This window comes from Streptomyces sp. TLI_053 (assembly GCF_900105395.1).
Classification (GTDB): Bacteria; Actinomycetota; Actinomycetes; order Streptomycetales; family Streptomycetaceae; genus Kitasatospora.
This window is the reverse complement of sequence record NZ_LT629775.1, coordinates 9,398,912-9,414,451: the sequence shown is the minus strand read 5'-3', so window position 1 is coordinate 9,414,451 and position 15,540 is coordinate 9,398,912. Positions and strand designations below refer to the sequence as shown.

Below are 15,540 nucleotides of genomic sequence, written 5' to 3'. Positions count from 1 at the left end.
GTCCCGGTCCGTCCGGAACACCTGGTCGTGGGCGAGGCGGTCCGGGCAGGATCGTGCCCCGCGTACGCCTCACCCGGAGGCAGCGGCGGCTGCCCGCACCCCGCCACGCACGCCGGTCCCGCGCGGTGGGCACCGGAGTGCACCGGGACGGTCCCGTGGCTCCGACGACGCTCGGCGGGTTCGGGGCACTCGTCGGTGCTCGGGGCGACCAGCGGCAGCGGATCCGCTCCCCCGACCGGAGCCTCCTGGACAGTGACGCAGTGCGCACCGGCCACCCACGGCCGGGCCTCGGCGGCATCCGCCCCGCCCAGCAGGACCAGTGCGGCGCCCAGCAGCGCCGTCACGGCACACCGGACCACGGAGTGCCAGTGCCGGGGCGCACACCGCATACAACGAACCTTCCCGAGGAGTGGGCCCCAGCCAACTCCTCCGACCGCCCCCGAAGCACGCCCGGCTCACCCGGTGGTGACAGGAATTCACCCGTGTGGGCGCACCGGCGGCACCTGCGCGGGCCCGGCGGTCAAGCTGACGGGGCCGCCCGACGGGGCCGAACGCCGACACTCGGCAGGCTGACATCCACCGGTCCGGAAGTGTGCGGGCCCGCACACTTCCGGACCGGTGGGGAGGTCCGGTTCGACGTTCCGTTGCCCGGGCGGTCCGTCCTTCGGTCACGTTGCCCGTGAATCCATCGCGAGAACGACGGAAGTCGGGCTCCGCCGGGCCGGGTCACGGCCGGCGCGGGTCACGGCCGGCGCGGGTGCCGGGTCAGCTGGCTCCGGTGGTCGGCACGGTGAAGGTCTCGCGGGGCCCGAAGTCGCTGTACGTCACGGTGATGACGCTCGTGACGGTGGTGCCGTCCTTGGGTATCTTCATGGACTGCGTCTGGGCCACGATACGGCCGGCCCGGTCGATCCAGACGTCGTAGTCCTTCGCGGCGACGCCCTTCTCGGTCATGTTCCGGTGTTCCTCGGGGTCGATGGCCTTGATCTGGGCAGCCGTCAGGCGGGCCCCGAGGTGGAAGGCCGGGACCCCACTCTTCTGCTCCATCCCCTTGCGGGCGGCTGGGCCGGCGTCGACGAGGGCCTTGGCGTAGAGGCCCGCACCGTTGTCGTCCGTGGCGTCCTCGCTGTCGCCGGTCGGGCCCCAGGTGCTGCCCGGCTTGGTCTTGTCGCGCATGAAGATGCCGTTGCCGGTGTTGACCGACTCCATCCAGAGAATGGGTTCGTCGCTGCCGCCGAGTGTCATCCTCGTCTCGGTCCGGCCCTCGTGGCCCGGCGTGTTGACGTTGGTCCGGCCGGTCGCGGTCATCACGGTTCCCTGACCGTTCGCGGTCGCGGTCGTCTTCATGTTCAGCGTCGCGGCATAGGGCGTCCGGTCGGGGTTCGCCAGGGCCACCGCCGGGTCGAACGCACCGGAGGCGTCGACCGGCGCACCCGCGGGACTCGGGGTCGCGGTGGGCGTCGGGGTCGCGGTGGGCGTGGGCGTCGCGGTCGGCGTCGCGGTCGGCGTCGGCGTCGCGGTCGGCGTGGTTGCACTCGGAGTGCCGCTCGCGTTCGCGCTCTGCGCGACGGGGCCGCCCGCAGCCGACGGGGCGGACGTGTCGTCGTTGCAGGCGGCCACGGCGGACAGGGCGAGCACCGTGGCAGCGGCAATCAGGGTGGTACGGCGGATCGTCACAGAGATCTCCGGTCAAGTGGGGTGAGCAGGGAGAACACTTGCACGAACCACTGACATTCTCGAGCGAGATCTCGGGAGCAGGTCTCGGCGGGCGTCCGCCGCGAGTACACGCTTGACACGCCGACCGGCCACGGTCGGCGCGCGCTTCGTCTCCGCGAGGGCATCGCGGACCCCGATGTCCGTCGGCGAGTCCGACGATGGACGGTGCCGGACCTGCCGGCCCCGGGTCCGTACCGCCACCGGGGGCCGTGCCGGTCAACAGCTCGAAAGTACGATCGGCCGGGGCCGTCGGCAGGGTCGGACGTGGAAGGAGAATATTGTGGACCGCCCCAGGATCGAGTGGCTGCTGCATGAGCAACTCCCCGATGCCCTCCGCACCTGGAAGGCGTGGCAGGTCGAGGACATCCTGTGTGAGTTCTGGAGGCGTACGAGAGGGTGCCCAAGGACGCCGTCCGGCCCACCGGATGACCACTTCCCCGCACGGAACCGCCCAAGCTCCGTCGGAGTGTGGGGCCGGCGGCCGTTGTCACCACCCCGGCCGTCCGGGCCCGTCGTCAGCGGAGCGGGAAGCGCAGGTCAATACCTGGGTCCCGAGTCGCAGTACCGTCAGAGGTCACTGCGCACCTCACCGCTGACCGACGCCCCGACCGTCGAGGCGGTCGACCATCACGGCCTCCTTCCGGTGCAGCAGGTCGCGGTCGGCGGCGGGCAGCGATGCCAGGGCGTCGACCAGGACCTGACCGCGCGGAACGTGGACCGTGCTGCTCGACCAGATCCGGCATCCCGAGCACCAGGCGAGAGCGACGCAACGCTCGAAGCCGGAGGATTCGGGCGGGCGGAGGCGGTACACGTAGGACCGGACCGGCTCGTGGCAAACGGCGCAGAGCCGGCGGACGCCGTCGAGGACCGACCAGCCGTCACCTCGCTTGCGCCAGGACTTCCGGCCCGCGGGTGCTCTTCAAGTCGTCATGGCGATCATTCTGCCTCGACGCAGCCCCGCCTGCCAGGAGCAGGCGGACTCGGACGCCGGGTGGCCACCGACCTGCCGCGCGGGCAGTCGCGCCGGAGCGGCACTACCGCCTGCAACGCACCGGGCCTGTCGCGGAGTTCGGCGGCGCCACACCCCCAAGCGCGAAAGCCCGGCCCCCGTATCCCTGTTCCACCAGGATGAGAAGACCACAGTTCGGATATGGTGCGGCCATGACCGATGGCCTTCCTTCCGACGTGGCCGATGTCCTCGGTGTCCTCCTCGACGGCGACGATCCGGTCCGCGTGGCACTCCGCGCCCAGATACCCCACCTGAGTGTCAGCGGGCGCTGCACGTGCGGCTGCGGCACAGCCTGTTTCGACCTCGACACCGCCACGGTCCGGCCGGCACCGCCGACGCCCGACGTGATCGTCGCCGATGCCCAGATCCTGCTGAAGAACGGTGATTGTCCCGGCGAGGTCCTGGTCTTCGCCGAGGGCGGCTACCTCTCCTCGCTGGAGGTCTGCTCCTGGAGCGACACCACCGAGGTCACGCTGGGCCTGGCCCGACGACGGCTGTGCGGTTGACGCAGGTACGCCCGTAGCGGGCAGGGGTACCGGTCCCGCTCCGCTTGCGCCCTGCGGCCGAGCCTGACAGGCTCTGCCGCCGACAAGCCAAGATCAAGCGGGTGGGGTAGATGGCTGGCCTGGACGACCTGGTGCGACTGTTCGGCCCGCCGCCGGGCCGAGCGGTGGCCGCCAACGACTGGGCCGAGGTCGAGGACTATGTCGGCTCAGCGCTGCCCGGGGAGTTCAAGGCCTTCCTCGACGCCTACGGCACCGGATTGGTCTGCGGGGAGCTCGTGGTGTTCCATCCCCGCGGGTCCAGCCCCCTGCTGGACCGGATGCGCGGGATCCACGAGTCGTTCGGTCGGTCGTGGCGACGCGACCCGGCCGATTACCCCTTCCGGTTCCACCCCGCACCGGGCGGCCTGATCTCCTGGGGGTACGACTACGGCGGCGACGAGCACTTCTTCTGGCCGTGCGACCCGGACCCGGATCGCTGGAAGATCGTCACGAACATCAACGGGGGCGACCCGGAGGTCTTCGACGGGACGTTCACCGACTTCGTCCTCGCCTTCGTCGAGAGCCTGCGCTACGTGGAACCGCAGCACGGGATCGACCCGGCCGCCCGGGAGTTCCTGGAGCCGGAAGACCTGGACGAACTGCGGGAGCGCGGCGAGACCGGACGACCGGTCGAGCCGAGCTTCGAGGCGTTCTGATCCGCGCCCGGGGCCGCGCCGACGCCGGCAGGTCGTCAGTGGCGAGGGGCTTCCATCGACCCGCGATGCAGTCGGGCGACCGGCGGCTCGACACGAACAACACCGCGAGTCAAACCAGTTGGCGCCAGCTGCGGTAGGAGTGCGGGGGCTCGGCAAAGCCTCCGTCGCTGAACGGGCCGGGCAGCGTACCGGACAGGGTGGCAAGGAGAAACTCGCCGAAGCCCAGATCGAACCGGATCCAGCGCTCCTCTCCGTAGCGGGCCTGGCGCTTGAAGACCACGATGTCCCAACTGTCCGGATCCCGGGCCTCGCAGAGCCAGAAGACCACGTCACCGTTGGCGCTGCTCGCGAAGCGGAGAAGTCGCCTCTTCTCCAGGTCCTCCGGGTTCGTACCGGCAAGGGCCACCGGCTCCTCCCTCGGATCGAAGTCCAGTGCGTCAAGGAGGCTGCCGTACGGCGAGCCGGCCACCGGCGGCGTGCTGACGCCGAGGTAATCGTCCAGTTCGCCACCCCCGTAGAGCGTGACGAAGTCGCGGTAGTCGGCGGGCAGACGCAGGCCCGTGGTCCGTGCCAGCTCCTCCCAGTCCACGGTGTCGCCCTGGCCGCCCGGCTCCCCGAGCAGAGCGGCCAGGCGGGTGACGGCCTGGTGGACCATGGCGAACTCCTCTGCGGGTGGCGCGATTCGAACGGTCACCGTACCGCCCCGTGTCCTGGGCTGGCGCCCCCGGGCCCCGCCTGTTGTGGGTGGTCACCCACAGGCGGGCCCAGGGGCCGTGGCGCCGCTGCCTCGTGGCTACGCCGTGGGGCCGGATGCTCGTGGTCGGGCCGGTTCGGTGGGGTGGGGGTGCCGGGTGCGGCGACGCAGGATGGCGAGGGCGATGGCGGTGGTGGCGGCCAGGAAGGCGAGGACCATGCCGACGTTGCGGAGCAGCAGGTCGAGTGTGCCGGTCGAGGTGCTGGTGTGGAGGGGTGGGGCGATCGTGAGCGTCCAGGGCAGGACGGCGAGCGCGATGCCGCCCGCGTGCAGGGGGTCGGCGTTCGGCCTGGCGAGGCGCAGGAGGTGCGCGAGGCCCAGGACAAGGGCCGCCCAGACCGGGGAGAGGTCGAGCAGGGCCTGCTGGAGGGGCGGGAGGACGAGGTGGGGGTAGTCCTCTGGCCGGAAGTCGAGCCACAGGGCGGTCAGGCCGCTCAGCGGCAGGGCGACGGCTGCGGCGGAGCCGATCGCCCAGGAACGGCCCCGCCGGGAGAGGTCGACGGCGTCGGGCGGTGCGATCAGCACCAGGAGAGCCGTGACGGTCCAGAGGCCGGGCAGTTCGGGAGTTCCGACGGACGCCGTGATCGGCGGGAGAAGAGCCGCCACCAGGAGCATGGCCCGGGCCGGGGCCCAGCGGCCGAGGGTGGCAAACAGCAGGCCGAGAATCCACGGCGCGCTCTGCGCGGCGCCCGCCTCCCAGTGCGCGTCGGGACCGGCGGGAAGGGTGCCGAACAGCAGGTGAAGCAGGCTCAGGGCGGCGCCGCCGGCCAGCAGGGGCGGCGCGGCACCGGCGAGGATCCGGCCGGCGGGATCGCTCGAGCCGAGCCGGGTGCGCAGTCGCACGGCGTGTGCGGCGAGGGCGGCCCACTCGCGCAGGGCGGTGCGGGGGCCGGCGTGCTGGACGGCGTCGGCGAGAACGGCGTTGATCTCCTCGCCGTGCGCGGCTCGGTACGCCGCCGGGTAGAGGCTGTCGAGGGGAAGACGCCGCAGCAGGGCGGGAAGGGCGGTGCGCTCGTCGGTCATGCCGTTCCCCAGTTCGTGCGCAGCGTGGGCCGGAGGCCGCCGAGGGCGAGCCGGCGTTCGGCCTCGGCCACGCCGGCGCGCAGCCGTTGGGTCTCCTCGGTCAGGGTGGCCCGGCCCTGCTCGGTCAGCTCGAAGCTGCGGCGCAGTCGGCCGGCCACGACCTCCTCGTGGGCGATCCGGACGAGGCCCTGTTGGAGCAGGCGGTCCAGGGCCGTGTAGAGGGTGCCGGTGAGCATCCTGGTGCGGCCTTCGGTGATCGCCAGGACTTCCTGGAGGATCGCGTAGCCGTGCCGGGGCTCGTCGGCCAGTGCGGTGAGTACGAGCCTCGCCGGTTCCTGCAGCTGACGGTCTGCCATGCGGGAACCATAGATCATTGATTTACATATGTCGATGATTTATCCATCGGAGGCGGAGGCCGTCCCGGTGTGCGGCGGAGCGCGTCCCGGGCGACCGGCGGCCGACGTCCCGGTGTGCGGTGGGGCGCACACCGGGACCGACCGGGTCACCCGCCGATCACGTGGGCGGCGATCGCCCTCGGGGTCGGTGCTTCGGCCAGCTCGGCGATCCGGACCGGGACGCCGAACCTGCGCTGGACCTGGGCGATCATGCGGATGAAGAGCAGCGACTCCCCGCCGAGCGTGAAGAAGTCGGAGTCGGGCCCGACGGTCGGCACCCCGAGCAGTGAGCGCCAGATCTCCGCGATCTGTTGCACGGTCGGGTCCTCCTCGGTCGCAGTCGGGACAGGATCGGGGTCCGGGGCCGGGACCGGGACCGGGCCGGTCGCTGACTCCGGCGCCGGGGCGGCCGGGGCCACCGGTGTGTCCAGCCAGTGGCGGGCGGCGGCGAAGGGGCGGGCGGGCAGGGGTGCCCGGACCGCCGGGGTCCCCGCGCGCACCGCCGTCCAGTCCAGTTCGACGCCCGCGGCCCACAGCGCGCCGAGGCCGCTCAGCAGGTCGGCGCGGCGCGGCTGCAGTGCCACCACGGGCGTCCGCCGGGCCTCGGGGATCTGCCGGGCGCTGCCGATCAGGCCGCTGCCCGGGCCCACCTCGACGAGCACCGCCCGGCTTCGGGCCGCCGCCGTGACCACCGCGTCCTGGTAGCGCACGGGGCTGCGCAGCTGCTCCGCCCAGTAGCCGGCGGGCCGGAGGCCGCCGGCAGGCAGGAGCCGACCGCTGACGGTGCTGATCACGTCGATCCCGCCCGGCTTGGCCTCGACCGTCGCGGCCACCGTGTCCAGCGCGGCGGCGGCCCCGGCCATCATCCGGGAGTGGAAGGCCCGCTCGGTGGGCAGGACCCGGTGCTGGATGCCCGCGGTGTCCAGCCGGGCGCGCAGCCGGGTGAGCGCGTCGGGCGGGCCGGACACCACGACCACCTCCGGCGCGTTCACCGCGGCGATGTCGAGCCGGTCCGGTCCGGCGAGTTGTCCGCGCACTACGTCCGGCGCGGCGAGGACCACGACCATGCCGCCCTCGGGGGCCCGCCGCATCAGCGCGCCCCGCTCGGCGACCAGGCGCAGCGTGTCGGCCAGCTCGAGTTCGCCGGCCAGGCACGCCGCCGCGTACTCCCCCACCGAGTGCCCGAGCAGGGCGGCGGGCCGGACCCCGAAGGAGCCGAGCAGCCGGCCCAGCGCGTACTCGTGCAGCACCAGGGCGGGCTGGGTGAGGTCGGTGCGGTGGATCAGGCCCTGCGGGTCGCGGCCGACCAGCAGGTCGCGCAGGTCCACGCCGAGGAGGTGCCGGGCGAGTTCGTTGCCGCGGTCGATGTCGGCGGCGAAGGACGGGTAGCGGCGGTAGGCCCATTCCGCCATGCCGGGTGCTTCGGCGCCCTGGCCGGGGAGCAGGAAGACCACCTCGGGCCGGCGCAGCGCGGTGCGCACGGGTGCGCCGGTCAGGGCGCGGGCCGCGCTCACCGCGTCCGGGGCGGCGACGGCGATCCGGTGGGCGAAGTGCCGGCGGTGCTGCTGCGTGGTCAGGGCGACGTCGGGCAGCGGGAGGCCGGGGTGGTCGGCGAGGTGGCGGGCGAGGCGTTCGGCGGCGCTCCGCAGGGCCGGTTCGGTGGGGGCGGAGACCAGGACGACGTCCGGGGCGGTCGGGGTGGGCGGCGCCGGGTCGGCGGGTGCCTCGGTGAGCACGACGTGGACGTTGGTCCCGCCGAGGCCGAAGGAGCTGACGGCGGCCCGGCGCGGTCGGCCGGCCGGGGCGGTCCACTCCCGGGCGACCCTGTCGACGGTGAACGGCGATGCCGGGTCGTCCAGTTCGGCCCTGGGCCGGTCGAGGCCGGCGAGCGGCGGGATCCGCCGGTGGCGCAGGGCGAGGACGGCCTTGATGAGGCCGGCCACGCCGGCGGCGGCCGACAGGTGTCCGATGTTCGCCTTGACCGAGCCGAGCGAGCAGGTGCCCCGTCCGTCGCCGAACACCTCGCGCAGCGCGGACAGTTCGATGGCGTCGCCGACCTCGGTGGCGGTGCCGTGCGCCTCCAGGTAGCCGATCGTCGACGGGTGGACGCCGGCGGCCGCGTAGGCGCGGGTGAGCACGTCGACCTGGCCGCCCGCCCCGGGGGCGGTGTAACCGACCTTCGCCGCACCGTCGTTGTTGACGGCCGAGCCGGAGATCAGCGCGTGGACCCGGTCGCCGTCGCGGACCGCGTCCGCGGCCCGCTTGAGGACGACCATGCCGACGCCGCTGCCCGGCACGGTGCCGTTGGCGGCGGCGTCGAACGGGCGGCAGGCGCCGTCGGGCGACATGATGCCCTTGGGCTCGTAGCGGTAGCCGGCCTGCTGCGGGAACTCCAGGTCGACGCCGCCGGCCAGGGCGAGGTCCGAGTCCCCGGTGCGCAGGCTCTGGCAGGCCAGGTGCACGGCGACCAGCGAGGTGGAGCAGGCGGTCTGGACGCCGATCGCGGGTCCGTTCAGGCCCAGCCGGTAGGCGATCCGGGCCGCGAGGTGGTCCTTCTCGTTGGCGAGCACCACGGACAGCAGTCCCTGCTCGGCCAGGAGTTCCGGGTCGGCCAGGACCTGCTGCTGCAGGTAGTAGTTGAATCCGGAGCCCGCGAACACGCCGACCCGGCCCGCCGGCCGGTCGGTGATCAGTCCACCGCTCTCCAGCGCCTCCCAGGCGGTCTCGAGCAGCAGTCGGTGCTGCGGGTCCATCAGGTCGGCCTCCCGCGGCGGGATGCCGAAGAACTCGGCGTCGAACAGCTCCGGACAGGCGAGCAGGCCGCGGGCCGGCACGTAGGCCGGGTCGGCCAGGTCGGCGGCGGGCACTCCGGCCGCCCGCAGTTCCTCGCGGGACAGCCGGGCGACCGCCACCCGCCCGGCGAGCAGACCGTTCCAGTACTCGTCGAGGTCGGCGGCGCCCGGGAAGCGGCCGGCCATTCCGACGATCGCGATGTCGTGGCCCGGCCCGTCGCTCGCCCGGTCGTTCGGCTTGTCGTTCATTCGGTCGTTCAGCTCGTCGCTCATCTCATCACCCCCGTCGATTCGTCGTTTCGTCGTGATGTCGTTTCGTCATGTCGTGCGCAGATGCTGGGCAAGGGCCTGGACGGTGGGGTACCGGTACAGCTCCGCCAGAGATATTGGTCGCGCGCCCAATCGCTGTTCCAGGCGGGTCCGGACCATGGCGAGGGTGAGCGAGTCGCCGCCGACGTCGAAGAAGGCCTCGTCGAAGTCGAAGTCGTCGGTCCCGAGCACCTCGGTCCAGACGTCACGGATCAGCTCCTCGGCGTCGTCGGTGGCCAGGTCGACCGGTGCGACCGGTGCGACCGATGCGACCGGTTCGGCGACCGACGCCGCACCGACTGCCGACTCCGCACCGCCCCGGTCCGGCCCGGGGGCGGCGGGCTCGGGAGCAGCGGGAACAGCGGCCGCAGCGGGCACAGCGACCGCGGGCACAGGCACAGGCGCGGGCACGGGGTCGAACAGCGCACCGAGGGCCCGCAGGTCGACCTTGCCGTTGCGGTCCAGCGGGAACCGCGGCACCGCCTGCCAGCGCTGCGGGCGCTCGTAGGGCGCGAGCACCGGCTCGACAGCCGCCCGCACCCGGTCCAGGACACCCGCATCGGCCTTGACCGCCGCGCAGAGCCGCTCACCGGCCAGCAGCACGACGGCGTCCAGCACCCCGTCCTGCTCCTTGATCCGCCGCTCGACGGCGACCGGTTCGATCCGGTGCCCGGCGACCTTCAGCTGCCGGTCGACGCGGCCCAGGAAGAGCAGCCGCCCGTCCGCGCCCCAGCGGGCCAGGTCGCCGGTGCGGTACTCGCGCTCGCCGGCCGGCTCGTTGAACGACTGCGCGGTGCGCTCCGGATCGCCCAGGTAGCCGTCGGCCAGTCCCGCGCCGGTGGCCCGCAGCTCACCCACCGCCCCGGGTGGCACCGGCCGCCCGTCCGGGCCGGTGATCCGCACGCCGGTACCGTGCACCGGGCGGCCGATCGGGAACGGGTCGGACACCTCGGACACACCCTCGACGTGGCACACCGTGGTGAACGTGGTGTTCTCGGTGGGCCCGTAGCCGTTGGTGACCCGCAGTCCGGGCGACTGCTCGAGGACCCGCCGGACGTGCGCCGGTGAGACCACCCCGCCGCCGGTGAACACCTGGCGCAGCCCGCGCAGCGCGTCCGGCCGGTGGTCGGCCACCAGGTGGAACAGGCCGGCCGTCAACCAGGCGTGGGTCACGCCGGCGGCGGGAAGGAAGCGCGCCAGGCTGTCGGGTGTGGGCTCCACGGGCGGGTGGACGACCACGGTCGCCCCGCTCGCCAGCGGCACCAGCAGCTCCAGGGTGGAGGCGTCGAAGGCCAGCGGGGACAGCCGCAGCATCGACGTTCGCGGCCCGTCGGCGGCGGAACGCTCCGCGTCGGCCGAACGCTCCCCGTCGGAGGCAGGGCCCGCTCCGGAGGCAGGGCCCGCGTCGGAGGGAGGGCCGGCGTCGGAGGACGCGGACGGGACCAGGGGCGCGAACAGGTCCTCGTCGTCCACCAGGCGCAGCACCGCGCGGTGCGGGACCACCACACCCTTGGGGACGCCGGTGGTTCCCGACGTGAACGAGACGTAGGCCGCCCGGGCGGGCTCCGGCCGGTGCGCCGGGAGTGCGGCACCCGCTCCGGCGGGCAGCCCCGCCGGGAGCACCCGGCCGGGACCGGCCTGCGGGCGGCCGGGCCCGGCCTGCGGGCACCGGGGGACGCCGGCGAAGGCCGGGTCGTCCGCCGCCCCGCCGATCCGGGCGGCGGCCGCGACCGCGACCGCGATCGCGGCGCGTCCGGCCGCCGGGGCGGCCGGGTCCACCGCCACCCAGGCGGCGCCCAGGCGCAGGGCGCCGAGAACGGCCACCGCCTCCGCCGCCGACCTCGGCAGCTCCAGCACCACCCGGTCACCGGCGCGGACCCCGCACCCGTGCAGCAGCCCGGCCTGGTCGAGGGCGTACGCGTGCAGTTGCCGGTAGGTCAGCGTGTGGCCCGCGTCGGGATCGAGCAGCGCCGTCGCGTCGGGACGCTCCCGCACCCGCCGCTCGAACCGGCCCCACAGGTCGTCGCCGGTCGTGGAGTCCGTGCCCAGGCCGAGTTCCCGCAGCCGCGCCAGTTGGCCGGCGGAGAGCCCGGCGATCCGTCCGACGGGGGTCTGCGGCTCGGCCGCGTCCCCCCAGTCCCCCGCTCCCCCTGCGTGCCCCGCCAGATCCGCCAGCACGGCCTGCAGCGACTCGGCCAGCTCGCCGACGTCCGCCGCACTCTGCGCCGAGGTCGCGTACTCGACGGCGAGCCTGGGCCGCGGCGACCAGGACTGCACGTACAGCAGGGCGTCGAAGGCCGATCCCGCGCAGTGGCCCTCGTACACCCGCCAGGTGCCGCCCGCGGTCCCGAAGGAGTCGGGGACCAGGTCGTGGTGGGCGGCGAAGCCCAGCTGCGCCACCGGGTTACGGGTCCCGTCGACGGTGCCGTCCAGGCCGGTCACCACGCGGTCGAACGGCAGGTCGGCGTCCGCGAGCGCGTCGGCGAGCGCACCGGCGGTGGCCCGCACGTGCTCGGCGACCGTCCGGGTGTCGTCGATCCGGCAGCGGACCGGGACGATCCGGGTGCAGAGCCCGACCACGTCCTCCATGCCGGCCTCGGAGCGGCCCGCGGCCGCCACGCCGAGGACCAGGTCGCCGGTGCCGATCCGGCGGGCCGCGGCCAGCGACCACGCCGCGAGCAGCACCGAGGTGACCGTGGTCCGGCAGCGCCGCGCCAACCGGTCCACGCCCTCGCCCACCTGTTCCGGCAGCTCGAACACCAGCCGGGCGCCGGCACCGTCGGTGCCGCCCGTACCAGCGGCACCACCCGTACCGTCGGCACCGGCCGGGTCCGGCCCGCCGGGCAGCGTCGCCACCAGCGGGGCGCCGTCCAGCCGCCGCCTCACCCCGGCCACGGCCACCGCCAGGTCGCCGGAGGCCTCCCGGGCGGCCAGCCGGGTGCCGGTCCAGTCCGGCGACGGTCCGGGCCCGGGCAGCGCGTCCGGTCCGTCCTCGTACAGCCGGGCGAAGTCGCGCCACAGCACACCGATGCTCCAGCCGTCGGCCAGCGCGTGGTGCACCAGCACCGAGAGCAGCGTCTCGGTCCCGGCGAGGGTGCGGACGAACACCACGGGCGGCCGGTCGAAGGGGCGCAGCAGTTCCCCGGCACGCGCGGCGTACAGCTCGTGCACGGTGCGCACCGCGTCGGTCCCGGCGGGCAGGGTCTGGTGCAGCAGCCGCGGCTCGTGGGAGGCGGGCAGCACGACCCGGCGCACGGTCCTCGGGGCCCCGGAGGCAATCGGCTCACCGGTGGAGCCCGTGAACATCGTGCGCAGCGATTCGTGCCGCGCCGTGAGGGCCCGCAGCGCGGCCCGGGTGCGCCCGAGGTCGAGCGGCTCCGGCGGCCGCAGGGTGAAGAGCAGCCGGTAGGGCTGGTCCTGGCCGGCCAGGTGGGCCGCGAGCATGGCCCGCTGCCCGGGCAGGAGCGCGCGCGGCTGCGGGGCGGCGGCCGGGTCTAGGGGCGGCGGGGCGCTCGGTACGAAGTCCCGGGCGCCGGCCAGCACGGCGGCCAGCGGGTCCGGGCCGAGCAGCCCGGCGACCGCGACGTCGCGGGCCAGCCGCCGCTGGCCGTGGGCGCCGAGTGCGATCGCCTGGAGCGAGGATCCGCCCAGGGCCGTGAACGACTCGGCCCGGTACCGGGTGTCGGCCTCGTCGGCCGACAGCCCGAGTACCTCCGCGACCAGTGGCAGCCAGTCGGCCGCGCGCCCGGGGGCGACGGTCATGCCCGACCGCCCTCGGTCCCCGCCGGCTCCGGCTCGTCCCGGCCGGCCACGGCCAGCAGGTCGCCGTAGCGGGGGTTGTGCAGCACGTCGGCGAGGTCGACGGGGCGGTTGAGCTCCTGGCGGATCAGGGTGCTCAGCCGCAGGGCGCTCAGCGAGTGGCCGCCGAGGTCGAAGAAGTCGTCGTGCTCGTGGACCTCGTCGACGCCGAGGACCTCCATCCAGAGCTGCTCGAACTCGGCGATCCAGTCCTGTTCGGTCCGAGGGTTCATCACAGGTGCCTCTCCTTCGCGGTGGCGGGGATCTCCAGGTAGTGCCGGGTGGGGGCGAACGGGTAGCCGGGGGCGGGGACCCGGCGGCGGCCGCGGTCCCCCTCCTCGTTCCAGGGGCCACCGATCCCCAGCTGCCAGAGCAGGCCGACGGCGGCCAGCATCCGGTCGTAGGCGCTGCTCATCTCGGGCAGTTCGACGCCCATGTGCGGGAAGACCTGGGTGCCGACCTCCAGCCAGGTGGCGGGCTCGGGGTCCACGGCCGGCGGGGCGAACGTGCCGTCGCCGGGCTCGTCGAACCGGCTCGCCCAGTAGTCGGCGTCGGCGGCCTGCGCCGCGGTGACCGGCGCGCCGTCGACCGGGGAGTACAGCCGGGCGGTGGGTGCGGCCGGTCGCCAGTCGGACGGCCGCCGCCCGAGGGCCAGTTCGATGCCGGTCGCGAGGTCGAACACCCCGGCGGTGCAGGCGGCCGCGACCGCGCCGGGGCCGTTGCCGGCCAGGGCGACCGGGCGGATGCCGCGGCGGTCCAGGGCGTCGGTCCAGGCCATCGCGACGGCGAACCGGCCCACCCGCTCCTTGGTCGCCGGGTCGGCGTCCTCGCCCAGCGGGCGCAGCGCGGCGTAGCCCTGGTCGATGATCCGGCGGAAGTCGGGGTCGATGTGGTAGCAGTGCCCGCAGCCGGGCAGTCGGCCGCCGCCGGTGAGGTGGTAGCCGACGCCGCGTTCGGCGGCCCGCGGGTCGGTGCGGCGCACCGGCAGCAGCGGCTTGAGGTCCTCCTCCGGCATCCGGACGGTGAAGCCGCGCCAGGGGAGCTCGGTCCTTCCGGTGCGCAAGGTGTAGGCGACGTCGCCGAGTTCGGCCGGCGGCAGGTCGGCGAGGAAGGCGTCGACCCGGGCCAGGCTCGCGGTGGCCGCCTCCTCCGTCCTGGCCGAGACCAGCAGCAGTTCGCTGGCCGGGCGGCGGGGCCTGCGGGGGGTGACCGGCGGGGCCTCCTCCAGAACGATGTGGGTGTTGGTGCCGCCGATGCCGAAGGAGCTGACGCCGGCCCGCCGCACGCCGTCGACGGCCGGCCACTCGGTCGCGGTGGCGGGCACCCAGAAGACCGACTTCTCCAGTTCGAGGGCCGGGTTGGGCGCGGTGAACAGGCCCACCGGCGGGATGGTGCGGTGCTTCAGCGCGAGCACGGTCTTGATCACGGCGGCGACCCCGGCGGCGGTGTCCAGGTGGCCCATGATGGACTTGAGGGCGCCCAGGGCGGCCTTCGGACGGTCGCCCCGGTCGGTGCCGAACACCGAGCGCAGCGCGGCGAGTTCGATCGGGTCGCCGAGCGGGGTGGCGGTGCCGTGGGTCTCGATCAGCCCGATGGTGTCGGGGTCGATACCGCCCGCCGCGAGCGCAGTGCGGATGGTGGTGGCCTGGCCCTCGACCCCGGGCGCGGTGAACCCGGCCTTGCGGGCGCCGTCGTTGACGGCGGCGGTTCCGGCGATCACCGCGTGCACGGTGTCGCCGTCCCGGATCGCGTCCTCCAGGCGCTTGAGCACCAGCACGCCGCCGCCGTCGGCGTCCGCGGTGCCGTCGGCGGCCACGTCGAAGGTGCGGCAGTGGCCGTCGCGGGAGAAGGTGCCGCCGGGGGCGTAGAAGTGGCCGCGCCGGGTGGGCGGGCCGGAGGAGGCGGCGCCGGCGAGCACCATGTCGGCCTCGTAGGTGAGCAGGCTCTGCACCGCGAGGTGGATGGCGACCAGCGACGTGGAGCACGCGGTCTGCACGGAGAAGGCCGCGCCCTGGAGGTTGAGCTTGTAGGCGATCCTGGTGGCGGCGTAGTCCTTGTCGCTGGAGGTGAGCACTCCCAGTCCGCCGGCCGATTTCACCGCGCGGACGTTCGGCCACAGGATGTCGAGCAGGTAGACGTTCATCCCGGTGCCGACGTACACGGCCGTGCGGTTGCCGTCCGCGCCGATCGGCGGGTAGCCCGCGTGCTCCAGCGCGCCCCAGGCGCATTCGAGCAGGATCCGCTGCTGCGGGTCCATCAGGACGGCGTCCTGCGGCGAGTAGCCGAACAGCCGGTGGTCGAAGTGGTCGTAGTCGTCCAGGACGGCGCGGGCCGGGATGAAGTTCGGGTTGTCGGCGACCTCCTCCGGGACGCCCCAGCCGAGGAGTTGCTCGCGCGTGAAGAAGGAGATCGACTCGACGCCGTTCTCGATGTCGTGCCAGTAGCGGTCGAGGTCGCGTCCGGCGCCGGGGAGCCTGATCCCCATGCCGATGATCGCGATCCGGTCCTGCCCCTGTTCGTCGGACATGCTCGTGCCCCCTGTT

11 protein-coding genes are annotated in these 15,540 nt (G+C 74.2%); 2 read left to right on the top strand and 9 right to left on the bottom strand.

The window, feature by feature from the left end; translation table 11 throughout:
* Positions 1-765: 765 nt before the first annotated feature.
* The gene (locus tag BLU95_RS43510; protein WP_159425209.1) at positions 766-1,677 is read right to left on the bottom strand and encodes a hypothetical protein; all 912 of its coding nucleotides are present in this window, start codon (positions 1,675-1,677) and stop codon (positions 766-768) included.
* Between the two features lie 625 nt (positions 1,678-2,302).
* Positions 2,303-2,527, bottom strand: coding sequence for a hypothetical protein (locus tag BLU95_RS39060; RefSeq protein ID WP_093864197.1), 225 nt, complete (start codon positions 2,525-2,527; stop codon positions 2,303-2,305).
* A gap of 350 nt (positions 2,528-2,877) precedes the next feature.
* Here BLU95_RS39060 and BLU95_RS39055 point away from each other — a divergent pair, with 350 nt between their 5' ends.
* Positions 2,878-3,231, top strand: coding sequence for a hypothetical protein (locus BLU95_RS39055; protein WP_093864196.1), 354 nt, complete (start codon positions 2,878-2,880; stop codon positions 3,229-3,231).
* A 110-nt stretch (positions 3,232-3,341) separates the two neighbouring features.
* On the top strand, positions 3,342-3,926 hold the full coding sequence (locus tag BLU95_RS39050; RefSeq protein ID WP_093864195.1) for a hypothetical protein: 585 nt from the start codon (positions 3,342-3,344) through the stop codon (positions 3,924-3,926).
* Between the two features lie 109 nt (positions 3,927-4,035).
* On the opposite strand, the gene BLU95_RS39045 is transcribed toward BLU95_RS39050, so the two are convergent.
* The 7 genes from BLU95_RS39045 to BLU95_RS39015 form a co-directional block, all read right to left on the bottom strand.
* Positions 4,036-4,581, bottom strand: coding sequence for an SMI1/KNR4 family protein (locus BLU95_RS39045; protein WP_093864194.1), 546 nt, complete (start codon positions 4,579-4,581; stop codon positions 4,036-4,038).
* A 138-nt stretch (positions 4,582-4,719) separates the two neighbouring features.
* Entirely contained in the window at positions 4,720-5,703 is a 984-nt protein-coding gene (locus BLU95_RS39040; RefSeq protein WP_093864193.1) for a hypothetical protein, read from the bottom strand.
* A complete protein-coding gene (locus BLU95_RS39035; RefSeq protein ID WP_093864192.1) occupies positions 5,700-6,059 on the bottom strand; it encodes a PadR family transcriptional regulator in 360 nt (119 codons plus the stop codon). Before BLU95_RS39035 ends, BLU95_RS39040 begins: the two co-directional genes overlap by 4 nt.
* A 146-nt stretch (positions 6,060-6,205) precedes the next feature.
* The gene (locus BLU95_RS39030; RefSeq protein WP_093864191.1) at positions 6,206-9,163 is read right to left on the bottom strand and encodes a type I polyketide synthase; all 2,958 of its coding nucleotides are present in this window, start codon (positions 9,161-9,163) and stop codon (positions 6,206-6,208) included.
* 45 nt (positions 9,164-9,208) lie between these two features.
* Positions 9,209-12,961: an AMP-binding protein gene (locus tag BLU95_RS39025; protein WP_093864190.1), complete on the bottom strand. Its 3,753-nt coding sequence runs from the start codon at positions 12,959-12,961 to the stop codon at positions 9,209-9,211.
* A complete protein-coding gene (locus BLU95_RS39020; RefSeq protein WP_093864189.1) occupies positions 12,958-13,230 on the bottom strand; it encodes an acyl carrier protein in 273 nt (90 codons plus the stop codon). The genes BLU95_RS39025 and BLU95_RS39020 overlap by 4 nt, the downstream gene beginning before the upstream one ends.
* Positions 13,230-15,524, bottom strand: coding sequence for a type I polyketide synthase (locus BLU95_RS39015; RefSeq protein ID WP_159425208.1), 2,295 nt, complete (start codon positions 15,522-15,524; stop codon positions 13,230-13,232). The genes BLU95_RS39020 and BLU95_RS39015 overlap by 1 nt, the downstream gene beginning before the upstream one ends.
* Positions 15,525-15,540: the final 16 nt, after the last annotated feature.

Excerpts from the sequence above, each read along its gene's own strand:
- BLU95_RS39055 (WP_093864196.1), top strand. The coding sequence starts at position 2,878 with ATGACCGATGGCCTTCCTTCCGACGTGGCCGATGTCCTCGGTGTCCTC.
- BLU95_RS39050 (WP_093864195.1), top strand. The coding sequence starts at position 3,342 with ATGGCTGGCCTGGACGACCTGGTGCGACTGTTCGGCCCGCCGCCGGGC.
- BLU95_RS39045 (WP_093864194.1), bottom strand. The coding sequence starts at position 4,581 with ATGGTCCACCAGGCCGTCACCCGCCTGGCCGCTCTGCTCGGGGAGCCG.
- BLU95_RS39040 (WP_093864193.1), bottom strand. The coding sequence starts at position 5,703 with ATGACCGACGAGCGCACCGCCCTTCCCGCCCTGCTGCGGCGTCTTCCC.
- BLU95_RS39035 (WP_093864192.1), bottom strand. The coding sequence starts at position 6,059 with ATGGCAGACCGTCAGCTGCAGGAACCGGCGAGGCTCGTACTCACCGCA.
- BLU95_RS39030 (WP_093864191.1), bottom strand. The coding sequence starts at position 9,163 with ATGAGCGACGAGCTGAACGACCGAATGAACGACAAGCCGAACGACCGG.
- BLU95_RS39025 (WP_093864190.1), bottom strand. The coding sequence starts at position 12,961 with ATGACCGTCGCCCCCGGGCGCGCGGCCGACTGGCTGCCACTGGTCGCG.
- BLU95_RS39020 (WP_093864189.1), bottom strand. The coding sequence starts at position 13,230 with ATGAACCCTCGGACCGAACAGGACTGGATCGCCGAGTTCGAGCAGCTC.
- BLU95_RS39015 (WP_159425208.1), bottom strand. The coding sequence starts at position 15,524 with ATGTCCGACGAACAGGGGCAGGACCGGATCGCGATCATCGGCATGGGG.